The organism is Methanocella sp. MCL-LM, assembly GCF_049676595.1.
Lineage (GTDB): Archaea > Halobacteriota > Methanocellia > Methanocellales > Methanocellaceae > Methanocella_A.
In genome coordinates, this window is record NZ_CP187259.1 from 1,648,821 (window position 1) to 1,662,029 (window position 13,209).

15 protein-coding genes are annotated in these 13,209 nt (G+C 56.9%); 3 read left to right on the top strand and 12 right to left on the bottom strand.

Annotation, left to right across the window (positions count from 1 at the left end):
- Positions 1-41: 41 nt before the first annotated feature.
- The 8 genes from ACPLPM_RS08425 to ACPLPM_RS08460 all read right to left on the bottom strand — a co-directional run bounded on the left by ACPLPM_RS08425 (position 42) and on the right by ACPLPM_RS08460 (position 4,818).
- Positions 42-659 (bottom strand): NTP transferase domain-containing protein, encoded by a 618-nt coding sequence (locus ACPLPM_RS08425; protein ID WP_424359796.1) that lies wholly within the window; start codon positions 657-659, stop codon positions 42-44.
- On the bottom strand, positions 659-1,465 hold the full coding sequence (gene cobS, locus ACPLPM_RS08430) for an adenosylcobinamide-GDP ribazoletransferase (protein ID WP_424359797.1): 807 nt from the start codon (positions 1,463-1,465) through the stop codon (positions 659-661). Before cobS ends, ACPLPM_RS08425 begins: the two co-directional genes overlap by 1 nt.
- Complete coding sequence (locus ACPLPM_RS08435; RefSeq protein ID WP_424359798.1) at positions 1,447-2,409, bottom strand: cobalamin biosynthesis protein; 963 nt, start codon at positions 2,407-2,409, stop codon at positions 1,447-1,449. Before ACPLPM_RS08435 ends, cobS begins: the two co-directional genes overlap by 19 nt.
- Positions 2,406-3,503 carry a threonine-phosphate decarboxylase CobD gene (gene cobD, locus ACPLPM_RS08440; protein WP_424359799.1) on the bottom strand — a complete coding sequence of 366 codons (1,098 nt, stop codon included), beginning with the start codon at positions 3,501-3,503 and terminating at the stop codon, positions 2,406-2,408. Before cobD ends, ACPLPM_RS08435 begins: the two co-directional genes overlap by 4 nt.
- A 174-nt stretch (positions 3,504-3,677) precedes the next feature.
- Entirely contained in the window at positions 3,678-3,857 is a 180-nt protein-coding gene (locus ACPLPM_RS08445) for a CxxC-x17-CxxC domain-containing protein (RefSeq protein ID WP_424359800.1), read from the bottom strand.
- Between the two features lie 15 nt (positions 3,858-3,872).
- Positions 3,873-4,061, bottom strand: a complete 189-nt coding sequence (locus tag ACPLPM_RS08450) for a CxxC-x17-CxxC domain-containing protein (protein ID WP_424359801.1) — start codon at positions 4,059-4,061, stop codon at positions 3,873-3,875.
- A gap of 13 nt (positions 4,062-4,074) precedes the next feature.
- On the bottom strand, positions 4,075-4,254 hold the full coding sequence (locus ACPLPM_RS08455; protein ID WP_424359802.1) for a CxxC-x17-CxxC domain-containing protein: 180 nt from the start codon (positions 4,252-4,254) through the stop codon (positions 4,075-4,077).
- A 180-nt stretch (positions 4,255-4,434) separates the two neighbouring features.
- Positions 4,435-4,818 carry a hypothetical protein gene (locus ACPLPM_RS08460; protein WP_424359803.1) on the bottom strand — a complete coding sequence of 128 codons (384 nt, stop codon included), beginning with the start codon at positions 4,816-4,818 and terminating at the stop codon, positions 4,435-4,437.
- 183 nt (positions 4,819-5,001) lie between these two features.
- Between ACPLPM_RS08460 and ACPLPM_RS08465 the strand changes: the two genes are divergently transcribed.
- Positions 5,002-5,928: a prenyltransferase gene (locus ACPLPM_RS08465; RefSeq protein ID WP_424359804.1), complete on the top strand. Its 927-nt coding sequence runs from the start codon at positions 5,002-5,004 to the stop codon at positions 5,926-5,928.
- A 5-nt stretch (positions 5,929-5,933) separates the two neighbouring features.
- Here ACPLPM_RS08465 and ACPLPM_RS08470 read toward each other — a convergent pair whose 3' ends face one another.
- The 4 genes from ACPLPM_RS08470 to ACPLPM_RS08485 form a co-directional block, all read right to left on the bottom strand.
- The gene (locus tag ACPLPM_RS08470) at positions 5,934-6,704 is read right to left on the bottom strand and encodes an ABC transporter ATP-binding protein (protein WP_424359805.1); all 771 of its coding nucleotides are present in this window, start codon (positions 6,702-6,704) and stop codon (positions 5,934-5,936) included.
- Between the two features lie 12 nt (positions 6,705-6,716).
- Entirely contained in the window at positions 6,717-7,853 is a 1,137-nt protein-coding gene (locus ACPLPM_RS08475; RefSeq protein WP_424359806.1) for a FecCD family ABC transporter permease, read from the bottom strand.
- A gap of 155 nt (positions 7,854-8,008) precedes the next feature.
- Positions 8,009-9,028: an ABC transporter substrate-binding protein gene (locus ACPLPM_RS08480; protein WP_424359807.1), complete on the bottom strand. Its 1,020-nt coding sequence runs from the start codon at positions 9,026-9,028 to the stop codon at positions 8,009-8,011.
- Positions 9,029-9,187: 159 nt separating this feature from the next.
- Entirely contained in the window at positions 9,188-9,976 is a 789-nt protein-coding gene (locus ACPLPM_RS08485; protein ID WP_424359808.1) for a DUF169 domain-containing protein, read from the bottom strand.
- An 82-nt stretch (positions 9,977-10,058) separates the two neighbouring features.
- Between ACPLPM_RS08485 and ACPLPM_RS08490 the strand changes: the two genes are divergently transcribed.
- Positions 10,059-11,522: a cobyric acid synthase gene (locus tag ACPLPM_RS08490; protein WP_424359809.1), complete on the top strand. Its 1,464-nt coding sequence runs from the start codon at positions 10,059-10,061 to the stop codon at positions 11,520-11,522.
- Between the two features lie 272 nt (positions 11,523-11,794).
- On the top strand, positions 11,795-13,180 hold the full coding sequence (locus ACPLPM_RS08495) for an AAA family ATPase (RefSeq protein ID WP_424359810.1): 1,386 nt from the start codon (positions 11,795-11,797) through the stop codon (positions 13,178-13,180).
- The last annotated feature ends 29 nt before the right edge of the window (positions 13,181-13,209 follow it).

The window sequence follows — 13,209 nt, forward strand, 5'->3', positions numbered from 1 at the left end:
ATCACTTGTAAACGAAAATTTCGGCAGTAACTCTTTAAAACCTAATGTACCTGCCGATTTATACTGCTTTCGCTCATCAGCTTCTCGCAGGCTGATAGATCGACCATGTAGTTGACATTAGCCGCCAGAAGCGGGTCCTTAAGAATGACGACGGCCTCATGCTGGTACCTGTCCATGTGCCGGCCATCCAGTATATTAATCGCAGCGGGCACATTTTCGATGCCGTTATCGGTGAGGATTGTGTCGGTGCTGACGCCGGACGGGACGCTCGATCGCTCGACCCTGATTGACAGGGCTTCAGTTCCCGCCTTTTCATATTCACGCACGACGGCGTCGATCGTTTCGGGCTTCACCAGGGGTATGTCAGACGAGATGATCAGGAACGGCCTGAAAAGCTCCAGCGTTTTTACCGCATAGGCTGTATCATCGATGTAGCCTGCCCCGGGGGTCAGATGTATCGATACACGTTTCTCATTTCGGTAAAGAGCATTTACCAGGTCGCTTGTGCCCGGCGTCCATGGTGATACTGCGATGTATATGTGGCTGATTTTCGAAGAGCCGAGTAAGGCATCTACTACGTAGGCTATCAGCGGCTTATCCTTAAGTATGGCCAGCGGTTTCTCTCCGCTACTCAGCCGTACTCCTTTGCCGCCCGCCATCAGAAGCGCATCCAGAGCACCGCCCCCATGACACCCAGAGCGGCAATCCGGGCTATCTCGTTGGCAGCGCCGATCACGTCGCCGTTTACCCCTCCGAAGTTACGATCGGCAATCATGAGGATGATCAAGGCCGTAGCCAGCGGCGACAGCATGACGAGCCCGCCTGCCACGATGACCCGCACCGGATTGCCGCCGCCTGACAGTAAGGCAGCGCCGACCATCACGATGGCGATGGTTATCCACCCGCCAGCCACAGCTGCCAGGTAGTGCATTTTTTTCATCCGGGCGATCATGTACGAGCCCATACCCTCATGGGCGCTCTTGCCGAACGCGATGATGGTGACCTGGGCGACCTTGGCGCAGATTTCCGCCACCAGCAGCGGTACAAACAGCCAGGTAGACGAGCCTGCGAACGTCATGGCTAGAGCAAACAAGAACAGCAGGTCCATGGCCATGAAGAGCAGGCCGCCTGCACCCGCATGGACGTCTTTCATTGCCCTGACTTTCTTTTCCCTCGGGCCTGAAGCGACGAGCCCGTCTCCGAAGTCGGAAAGGCCGTCAAGGTGGTTGATGCCGGTCAGCAGAAAGATGCAGGCCACGGTAAGCACAGCTGCAAACGGCGCTGGTAGTATCCACTGGAACAGCGTGCCCGCGATGCCGAGGAGCAGGCCGATCAGGAGCGCCATGGGGATGAATAGGTACTGCCTGTCCGCGAAAGCGTCGTAGTCTCCCTCTCTGATCCTCACTGGAATGGTGGTCAGGAAGCCGATAGCGGCCCTCAGGCCGCTCAGAAGATCGCCGGCCACGTGAAGACACCCCAGTTGAATGGCAGTCCTGTCACTGCCATGATAGCAAGTATGATGACGATCAGCAGTGCGGAGATGATCCTGTTAAACCAGATCGCCCTCGGTATATCCCTTACGGCGCACGGCTCCAGCCCCTCTCCCAGCACGTAGTAGTTCAGCTTCTCCAGCCGGACCCCCAGGCCGCCTGCGAAGGTCGCCATCGGGAACCCCGAGTTGGTACTCGGCGGCTTCCGGGCGTCACGCAGCCCTATCTTAGCTGCCCTGATCGGATGCCAGGTAGCGATCGCGGCAATCGAGATCAGTAGTAGAGACAGCCTCGCGGGAATATAGTTTGCCAGGTCGTCCATCTTCGCCGAGGCGAAGCCCATTTCCCGGTGCTTCTCGTCCTTATAGCCTACCATGGAATCGAGGGTGTTGATCGCCCTGTATGCCAGCGCTCCCGGCAGCCCGAACAGCGTAAAGTAGAGCAGCGGTGCCATGATGCCGTCCACAAAGCTCTCTCCCAGCGATTCGACCACGCAAGAGGACATCTGGCCTTCGTTGAGCTTGCTCACGTCTCTCCCGACCAGCGCCGGCAGCTTGGCTCTCGCCAGGTCGAACCGCCCGTATTTCAGGTCTTCGTAGATCTCCCGGGAGATGCCCCACAGGAAAGAGAGCGAGAACGTAGACTTGAGCATGTATCCTGTCACCAGCAGCCCGAGGACGGGGGAGATCAGGTACGCTACAATGCTCAGCGCACACCCGGCAACCACGAATAGCGTGACCGAGAACCCCATCAGGAAAAACCCGAACGCGAACCTGAACTTTCTCGGAGCCCGCTCCTTCAGATAGCCGATCAGTGTACCAATCCACACGACCGGGTGAGCGTACGTTCGGGGCTCCCCTATGAAGAGATCGATGAGCAGCGCGAGGATGAACGCTTCCAGCATGAATGAAATAATCACGATGACTCCGCCACCGTTTTAAGGGCTTTCAGCAGCCGCTCGTTTTCTTCGTGGGTCCTGACCGCCAGCCGCACGTAGGCGTCGCCCAGCATCTTGAAGGAAGCGCAGTCCCTTACCAGAATTTTCTGCTCCAGCATCTTTCCCGCGAACTCCCCCGCAGTCATTCCGAGGCCTCCCACGTCCAGCAGGAAGTAGTTAGCGCTGGCAGGCAGCGCCCGCAGCCCCCGAATTCCGGAAACGCCTTCCGCAATCCGCTCCCGCTCCCGCCTTACATATGCCCGGGATACGTCCAGGTATGGTCCAGCAACATCCATATAGTGAGCCCCGACCTCTGCCGCCACGCTGTCGATGTTCCAGGTCAGCCGCACGATGTTGAACAGCTCCGCGTCTCTGGCGTTCATCACTCCGAAGCCGAGCCGGAAGCCGGGTATGGCAAAGCACTTGGTCAGCGAGCGCAGGACGAGCATATTATCGTACTTTTCCACCAGCCGGGTCACGCTCTGCCCGGGATCGGAAAGATCGATGAACGCCTCGTCAACGACAGTAATAATGCCCTTGCTGTTACAGTAATCGGCGATCTCCAGAACGTGCTCTTTACTCAGGAGCCTGCCATCCGGGTTGTTTGGATTGCATATAAAAACCGCCTTACTTCCGTCCAGGTGCCAGTACTCCCTGTCGAGCAGGTCCGAGAATTTCACGTACCGCATGTGCGCTCCGAAGAGCCTGCACTGCTGCTCGTACTCCCCGAAGGTCGGGCAGGGTACTGCAACAATGTCTCCTTTGGCGATCGCAGCTTCCGCAAAAAGGCGGATGATCTCGGTGGAACCGTTGCCCGGGACTATGTTTTCCTTTCTGACACCTGTAAATCTGGCAGCGCTCTCCCGGAAATGATCGTACCTGTTGTCGGGGTACTCTGTCACCCTGGCCAGGGCGTCGAGGACGATCTCTTTGGGGTCCATCGGCAGGTACGGGTTCACATTGACGCTGAAATCCAGGAGGTCTTTCTCTTTCAGGCCTTTCTGCTCCGCGATCTCGTGGAGCCGGCCACCGTGGGCACAAGGCATCAATTGCTGTAGCTCTTCTCGGACAAACACAGGGCAGCCATCCGCTGGGGAATCAATTAAACTTGAACAATATTAAATATTGTGGAGTAGCCGCTGTCTGCAAGCGATTCCGGTTGCATCTGCAACGATTCCCATCGTAGTGACAGGATAAAGAAAAAGAACGTGAAAGTGATGGGGTTTTCACCCCGTACTTTCGATTTGTATTTAGAACCTGGGCTTCCTGTGCTTGGGCAGGCAGTCCCGGCAGTATACTGGTCTTCCCTCTGAGGGCTTGAAGGGTACTTCGCATTCTTTGCCGCAGTCAGAGCAGGTTGCCTTGCTCATTTCCCTGGGGCCGTCGAAGTTCCTCGGGCCGCTTCTGGGCCTAAATCCGCCGTCTCTCATGTCTTTCACTCCTGATTAGAACCTGGGCTTCCTGTGCTTGGGCAGGCAGTCCCGGCAGTATACTGGTCTTCCCTCGGTCGGCTTGAAGGGTACTTCGCATTCTTTGCCGCAGTCAGAGCAGGTTGCCTTGCTCATTTCCCTCGGGCCGTCAAAGTTTCTGGGGCCGCCAAAGTTCCTGGGGCCTCTAAATCCACCGTCACGCATTTGTTGACACTCCTTAGAACCTGTTGTCCCTGGGCTTTCTGTGCTTGGGCAGGCAGTCACGGCAGTAAACGGGTCTTCCCTCTGCGGGCTGGAAAGGTACTTCGCATTCGTTACCGCAGTCAGAACAAGTTGCCTTGTGCATTTCTCTCGGGCCGTCGAAGCTTCTGGGGCCCCTGTTTCTATTCTCTATCATTTGATTACTCTCTTTGCGGAGCTTGAGTCCGCAAATAGTATTCAATAGCGGACAACTATAAAAACATATCTTTTAGTTACGCTACTTCCCGGGGGGTTGGGGGCTATAAAAACTGAGTGGGAGGGCAAGCCAGTAGTGCTGTATTGCTTTTATCTGCCCGAAAATTTGTCCAATCACGGGCTAATGCCTGAAATCTGCCGCTTTTACGTCCACGACGTGAATAAAGGTTCTATCGTCGGTTTTCAGGCCCTCAAACGTCTTTACTACCCAGCCTCTCTCTTCTGTAGGTCGCTGCATAGCGTATACCAGGCGGAACCGGTTGAAGCCGTGCTGGTCTCTATCTACCAGGCCGGCGCCGAGGACCTCGTCCATCTCATCTAAAATAAAGTCTCTGTCGTCTGTCCTGAAGATGTAGACCAGTAATCGGTTGCCTACGTTGATACGAGAATACTCTATCCCTTTGTAGTCACCCTTCGTCTCTTCTATGATCTTGAATACCTCTTCAGAGCAACCGCAGCCCAGGACATCCTGGACGAAAGCCTTGATCTTTTGCACGTCGGACACAAAGTTACCTCGGCAGTTTATGCAGGCAAGTTGTTTTCATGCATCTAAAAGGTTACTGGTATGGCATGCCGGCTTGCCGTACCCTTCCCATTTCTGACAAATGCGCCGGCCGGGCCCCGCAGTTTTACACATAGTGTGACAATAATTTATACGGCCGGATTTTGAACGATATATGATACAACTATGTCGGCAGGCTATAGCGATATTATCCCCATCATTCGCCTCGGCCGGTTTCGGTTTCTCCTGCTGGGCCTCGCCCTGTACCTGCTGGGGGCGCTTCTCGCCGTATCTTCAGGGGCTCCGGTGCACGCCGGCCGGCTGACGATGGGCTACCTGATCCTGGTGACAGGCCACCTGTCAATGCATTACAGTAACGATCTTTTCGACTACGAGGCTGACCTGCGGACAAACCCGAACGCTGTTTCAGGCGGCAGCGGCATACTCCGGGATTATCCGCACCTGAAGACCATCGCACTGTATCTCGCACTATTTCTGGCAGTGCTATCCATGGCGCTCGGGGCGGCATTTACCTGGCTCTATTCTTACCCGCCAGTCTACGTCGGCCTGGTGCTTTTCTCAAACCTGCTAGGCTGGTACTACGCCGCACCTCCCATCAGACTCTCCTACCGGGGGCTGGGTGAGCTTGCCACTATCCTGGGCGTCGGAGTGCTGATGCCCGTAGCAGGCGCTCTCACGATGGCAGGGTTTGTACCGTCTGCCTTCATCGCGTTTCTACCGGCGCTGGTACTGTACTCGACCTCTTTCATCTTCAGCGTGGAGCAGCCGGACATGGAAGCGGACATCGCGAGCAACAAGCGGACCTTCGTCGCGAGAAAAGGCCGGGTTGCGGGCTTTACCATAATAGCCTGCGCAAACCTGCTGGCAACAATATATCTTGCCGCCATGTTTGCCATCAACGGGACCGCCGTCTACTTAGCGGCAGGCATACTCTCGATACTCCCACTTGCCGTCGGGATTTTCGGGATTGTCCGTAAGCCTGCGGGCAGGCTTGAAGCCACTGGCTTCGCAAAGGCAAGCGTGGGCTGCTTCATGCTCTTCCTGATCGCCATGGACTTCTTTATGGCTGTCTACCTGCTGCTACCAAAATAAGTTCTTCACACTTTTGCCTTTATCGGCAGGATGTGCCGCCCGTGAACGCTTTCCAGGATGAACACGTCCACGCCGTAGACATCCTTGATGGTCTGTGGGGTGAGGACTTCCTCCGGCTTTCCTGCTGCATAGATCTTGCCTTTGGTGAGGACGATGATCTTGTCACAATACGCAACGGCCAGGTTCAGGTCGTGCAGCGCCACAATCATCGACTGCTTCCCGGTCCGGGTCAGCGATCTGGTGATCTCCAGCACCTCTATCTGGTGCTTCAGGTCCAGGTTGCTGGTGGGCTCGTCGAATAAGAACAGCTCAGGCTCCTGGGCGAGAGCGCGGGCGATATAGACCTTCTGCTTTTCTCCCCCGCTGAGCTGGTCCATGAACTTGTCGGCGAGGTGCCGGATGTTCATGGCCTCCAGCGAGCGCTGGACGATGGCGAGATCGTGGGAGGTCACCTTCCACTTGAGGTGGGGCTTGCGGCCCAGCATGACCGTCTCCATCACCGTCGAGAAGAACAGGTAGTGGAAATTCTGGGGCACGTAGCCGATCACTTTAGCTACCTCCTGGGGTTCCATCTTAGAAGCGTCCTGGCCGTTGAGGACGACGGCGCCATGGCTGGGCTTGTGTATCTGGGCGATGCATCTGATAAGGGTACTTTTGCCCGAGCCGTTCGGCCCTACCACGCCGACTACTTCGCCTTCTTCCACGGTGAAGCTGACGCCGTTCAGGGCTTTATGGTTCCCGTATTTGACTTCCAGGCCGTCGATCTTTAGCTCCATGGTAGTTGTTCCTCAGTAGATGTGGTTGTCCTTGCCCCTCAAAATCAGGTACATGAAGAAGACGCCTCCGGCGATGTACATGATGATGCCTACGGGGATTTCCACCGGGCTCAGGATGGTCCTGGCGAAGGTGTCCGATACGAGCAGAATCAGGCCGCCCATGAGCGCGGAGCAGGGTATCAGGTACCTGTGGTCGTTGCCGATGAGCATGCGGCAGATGTGCGGGGCCATCAGCCCTATGAACCCTATGACGCCCGTAAACGCCAGACAGCTCGAAGCGGCCACCGTAGCGATCAGCAGGCAATATATCCTAAGCCGTTCGACCCTGATGCCCAGGTTCTTGGCAATTTCGTCGCCCGCCGATAAGGCGTTCAGGTCCCACGCCTTCAGGCAGAGCAGGACCACACAGACTGCGGTGATGGGGAGCAAAATCGTTATGGCGTCCCAGTTGGCGCCCCACATGCCGCCCATGAGCCAGATCTCGAGGTCTTTGAGCCTGTCGTTATGCGACCAGTACTTGAGGATCAGTACTCCTGCCTGGAATATGTACCCGATAACGACGCCCGAGAGGATCAGGGTCGCCTGGCTGGTGCCTCTCATTCTCGCTATGCCATAGATGAGGACCATGCTGGTCAGGCCGAACAGGAAGGCGTTAACGATCACGTCGTAATAGGAGCCGCCCGGGATGAAGAACGCCAGCACGCCAGCACCGGTCACGATGGTGATCGCCGCGCCGAAGGACGCCGCCGAAGCGAGGCCAAGGGTAAACGGGCTAACCAGGGGATTGCGGAGCGTTCCCTGCATAACCGTGCCGGCCACTGCCAGGCTGATGCCCGTGAGGACTGCCAGCAGTATTCTCGGCAGCCGCATATTCACGACTATGACCGGTGCTATTCCATTCTCCGGAGAGCCGAAGAGGGCGAAGATAGCGCCGACGAGGGGGATGCCCGCAGTTTTAACTGCCGCTGCCTGCACGATCGACAGAAACACGTCCGGGATAGTAATATGGGCCGTGCCTACCGAGGCGGCCACCAGCGACGCGGCTATGAGTAGAACAAAGATGGCGATCAGGAGCGTCACTCTGCGCATGTAGCTCTTTCTATATAGCTGGTCTACTTCGCCGACTGCTGCCTGTGCCTGATCCTTCACTCAAACCCCTCGTTTTATGCCGTTTTCGAACTACCGCGGCTATCTGCCAATGTGAAAGAAGTATTCCCGCTGATCTCATATAAACGTATGGAAAGAGGCCGCCCTTCCCCAAAATATAAAAGAAGGGGAGGGGGCTTTCCTCCTCTCCGGCCCGGCTAAGGCGTCGGGTAAATCACGAGGGTCTGGTTGGTGCCCGGCACGAACCGCTCTGCATACTCGTCCAGCTTTACAGCCGGGTCGATGTCGGCAAAAGTCTCCGGGTACAGGATTTTGGCCACGTATAATAGGCCGATCGGGCTCTTGGCGCCGTAGGTGATCGTCGACGAGAGCACGTATACCTGGCTGTTGTTCACCGCTTTGACCCCCACGATGCCGGTCCTGTTCATGATCTCGCCACGGATGGCCGTGAAGTTCTGGACGGTGTTGCCGCCGACTGTGTAGCCGTTGTACTTGATGATGACGTCAGGGTTGTTCGGCAGAATGTTCTCCGCGCTCATGTACACGTAGCCTCCTGAAGCGTTGCTCATGTCGTGGGCGAGGTTCCGGCCGCCGGCCGTGGTGATCAGCACGTCGCCGCCCGAGAGGTAGCCCGCAGTGGTGAACGCCTTGTTGTTCTCCCAGTAGACCTTCGGCTTCTCTTCTTCAGTCACGTTGGCTGTCCTGTTCTTCACCAGGCCAACGTTCTGGTCGACGAACCCGGCGAAGTCCTCAGCCTGCTGGCTGTTACCGGTCAGCGTTCCCATCGTCCGGATATCTCTGGCGAGGGTGTTCAGGTTGCCGCAGTCCAGCTGGACGATCGAGACGTTAATCAACGCAAGCTGATCTGCGTTCTTGGGCTTCGAGCTCGCGTAGGTGATGATGACGTCGGGCTGTAGCTGGGCGATCTGCTCCATGTTGGGGTTCTGCCAGTCGCCGACATCGGCCACGTCAGCCACCAGGGGGCCGACCGTCGGGTTCTTCTTGACGATGCTGGCTACACCAACGATCTTGTCTTTGGCGCCTATGGCTATGAGTACCTCGGCAGCATCAGAGTTGGTGACTACGATTTTATCTGCGGCAGCGGGCAGGGTGATCACGTTGCCGTTGGTGTCCGTGACTGTCACAGAGGTCGAAGTAGTATTATTTGCGGGTACTGGCGTCGGGCTTGCAGGCTGGGTGCAGCCGGAGAGCAGCACCGCCAGCAGCAGAACGCAAGCTGTTAGAATAACTGTTGTCTGTCTTATGCGAATTCCTCCCGTATGTGGTGTAAGCGAATAAAGAGCGTATTCTAGGGATTGTATTAATAGTTTATCAATTTTTCATACTATATGCGAATATCAATTTAAAAAATAGCATTAGAGCCTTCGGCTTACGGCTTTCATAACTACCGGGTCATGGTCTGCCGGGTAGGCCATTTCAGGTCGCATGACCACGAAGGACTTGTCTACGTCTCCGGCCATTCTCTCGGCCATCTCCGCAGGTATACCCAGCGACATGAGGTCGGCAGGGAACCACGGGTTTCCATCGATTGCAGTCGGCCCGATGAACGCTTTGCCCTTTGGCGCTCCTTCCGCCATGCCGGCGGGGTACGTGATAAACAGTGAGCAGTTCGAGCCCCACGGCGCGTCGATCTGGCCGAAAGCGCTTCCGCTGCCGAAGTGAACCAGGCCACAGAGGTTTCGTATCTCTTCGGCGGTCCCCAGGCACAGGTACGATAGCGGCTTGACATCCCCTGCCGCTTCGCAGGTACTGACCACGATATGCTTGCCCGGGGGAGTAATCTTCCCTATGCTCTTGACTGTCTCCTTGCAGACCTCTGGCGTGGCTTTCATATATGCGGCTCCTTCACCGCTAACTGCCACGTCGATCACCAGCTGCTCCGACATCTCCCCGAAGCCCAGGAAAGTCACCGCACCGTAGCAGAAGCCTTTTCCCCCGGCGCTGACGCCGACAGCGTCGGCCTCACCGGCGGCTACCAGCAGAATAGCCTTAGCGAGACACCGCTCTCCTTCCCTGATCAGATCCGAAACCTGCTTTGCGCCAGCAGGCATAACTCCAGGGGTGTAAATGCACAGGGGCTTCAGGTGGAGGCGTCCTGCCTTTTGTAGCTGCTCTCCCACATAACGCGCTGATTGTCGTGACATACGCAATACTATACGCTCATTGGACATATTTCTACGGTCCATCCGTCAACTTTATTTTACTATAATCAATTTAACTTGATCAATGGCTCGCTATCTCACCGTTCTCGGCACCCAGTCCCACGCAGGCAAGAGTATCTTTGTTACGGCCCTGTGCCGCATCTTCAGGCGCATGGGTTACAAGGTGGCGCCGTTCAAGGCCCAGAACATGAGCAACAACTCGTGGATCACCGCAGACGGCAGCGAGATCGGCATCGCCCAGGCCCTCCAGGCGTTCGCCGCAGGCGCCGAACCCCGGGCGGAGATGAACCCGGTGCTGCTCAAGCCCAAGGGTAATATGACTTCCCAGGTCGTAGTTCTGGGAAAGCCTCTCGGGGACCGGATGGTGGGGCAGTACTACGAGTCGATTGATTCTATGATGGCCATCGCCCTGAACGCGCTGGAAAAGCTGTCTCAGGATTACGATGTGATCGTGATCGAAGGTGCCGGCGGCGCAGCGGAGATCAACCTGTACGACCGGGACATCGCCAACATCCCCCTGGCCAGGGCTATTCGTTCTCCGGTGCTGCTGATCGGGGACATCGAGCGGGGCGGGGTGTTCGCCAGCCTCTATGGCACTATCGCGCTGCTACCTCTCGGCGATCGGGGGCTCGTCAAGGGCATGATCATCAACAAGTTCTGCGGCGACCCTTCCCTGCTGGGCTCCGGTGTGGCAGAGCTGGAAAGGCTGACCGGGGTGCCCGTCCTGGGTATAGTGCCCTATTCCGGGCTGCGGATTCCCTCGGAGGACTCCGTGTCCATAGATGACAAGCGTCCCGCAGGCATGCTCGACCTCGACATCGCAATCGTGCGGTTCCCCCTAATCTCCAACTTCACCGACTTCGAGACTCTTGAGCGCATCGCGAGAGTCCGGTACGTCCCTCTGGACGGAGGTCTTGGCCGCCCGGACATCGTCATCCTTCCAGGGTCCAAGAATACGGTCAGCGATTTAAAAGAACTGAAGAGCTCGCCGCTGGCGGCGGAGATCTGTGCTCTCGCCGGGGAAGGCTTCCCGGTGATCGGCATATGTGGCGGCTACCAGATGCTGGGCCGGCAGGTGGTCGACGGCGGCATCGAAGGTGGCATAGCTGAAACTATCGAAGGCCTGAGCTTACTGCCTGTGACCACCGTCTTCGACTGCTACGAGAAATGCACCCGGCAGTGCACTAAAATCGTGACCGGGGCGGGGCCCCTACTCGCAGGCATTCGGGGATCGATTGTAACTGGCTACGAGATACACATGGGGCAAACTAAAACTGACAGCCCGGCGTTCGGCGACGACGGGTGCGTCAGCGATAGTGGCACGATCATCGGGACCTATCTCCACGGCATCTTCGAAAACCAGTGCTTCACCGACGCAGTTCTCGCTTATGCCTGCGACCGAAAGGGCATACCGTACATCCGGCCGAAAGCGGTCAGAGACCCGTATGATGAGCTGGCTGACATCGTCTCGGCATCGGTGGACTTAGATGCGATTATCGGGCTGATCGAAGGTCAGGAGAAGCTCTGATACTCTTTAATCCCTTTCCTGTGGCGTGAGATAGCAATACGAAGGCCGCACTATGCATGCCTGATTGCTTATGCGATGTGACGTCAGCACAGCGCAGCGTTCGTATTGCTATCTCATGCAGTTTATGCAATCAGAAACGCACAGCGCAGCGTACACCTCTATCCACCGTTTAGTCTGCGGCACTGATTATAATTTGAATCTGTTTTAAATACCGGCCTCACCCAACTAAAAACGCAATTCCGGCCGACAGGGCGGGTTGTACGGGGGTACGGATGGTTATCGATGTCGCTGCGATCAGATCCGGTTTCGAGCGGCGTTTCGTGGAGCGGTCGACGGAAATCACCTGCTCTTTGCTGGCCTTGCTCTCCGGGGAGCACGCGCTGTTCCTGGGCCCTCCCGGCACGGCCAAGTCCATGCTGGCCCGGAGCCTGTGCGAGATCCTCGAAGGCCACTACTTCTATTACCTGCTCACCCGGTTTACCACGCCCGAGGAAGTGTTCGGCCCGCTGTCCTTGAAAGCGCTGCAGGAAGATGATTTCTCCCGGAAGACCGACGGCTTCCTGCCATCAGCCCATATTGCTTTCCTCGACGAGATCTTCAAAGCCAACAGCTCCATCCTGAACAGTTTTCTGACTGTGCTGAACGAGCGGAAGTTCCACAATGGCAGGAACGTGATGGACGTACCCCTAATCTCTGTGTTCGGGGCTTCCAACGAGCTTCCCGAGGACGAGAGCCTCGATGCGCTGTACGATCGCTTTCTCTTCCGGTGCGTGGTGGAGCCTGTGCAGGAAGAGGCCAACTTCCGCCAGATGCTGTTTAGCCCCGAAAATAGTGAATCTGCCCTGCTTAGTATCTCGATCGAGGATATCCGGGCGCTGCAGGAAAAAGCAGTACATCTGCCGATAGACCTGGATGTTGAAGCCATCATCCTCCGGGCGAGAAGGGAGCTGGCTGCCAAACAGATCAGTGTATCAGATCGCCGGTGGAAAAAGATGCTCGGGGTGCTCAGGGTCGCGGCAGCGGCCGTGGGCAGGACGTCCGTAGATCGCTCTATGGTCCTGCTGCTCCAGCACATGGCCTGGGATAAGCCAGAGCAACGGCCAGACGTGCGGGCGTTGGCCATCAGCCTGGCCATCTCCGGCGGGGAGAGCGTGGAAAAGCTGCTCGGGGAAATCCAGGACCTGCACGATTACCTCTCAAAATCCGGGTGCGGGATTTTCCCGGACACTATCCGGTGCTACGACTGCGACGAGCGTATCGCCTCTTTCGAACGGCTGTCGGACCACCGGAAGCTGCACCCGACCCATAAGTACTATGATCCGTACCGTATCAGCCTTCACCTGCGGATCCTGGACTTCCCCGCTCTTCTCAGCGTGCTGAACGAAGACTACGGCTGGAACTGTGCGGAAATCAAGCCCGAGCAGGTTAGCAGGTCCCGGGCAGAGTACGCTCATCTCCAGAACCGCTACAGGCGCCTGGGCAGCGAGATAGTATCGGGGCGGGAGCTGCTGAAAACGCAGCTCAGAAGCAACGTGTGGATCTCCGAGCACGACCTCGTCGACGTGCTCGACCGGTCGGAAGTTCAGGCCAGAGTTATCGAAAAAGCCGGAAAAACAATGGCCGCCATAGGGGCCATGCTTGACCTCCTGACCAGGTGAGCCCGGCATCGTTTCCGGCGGTGAACGTC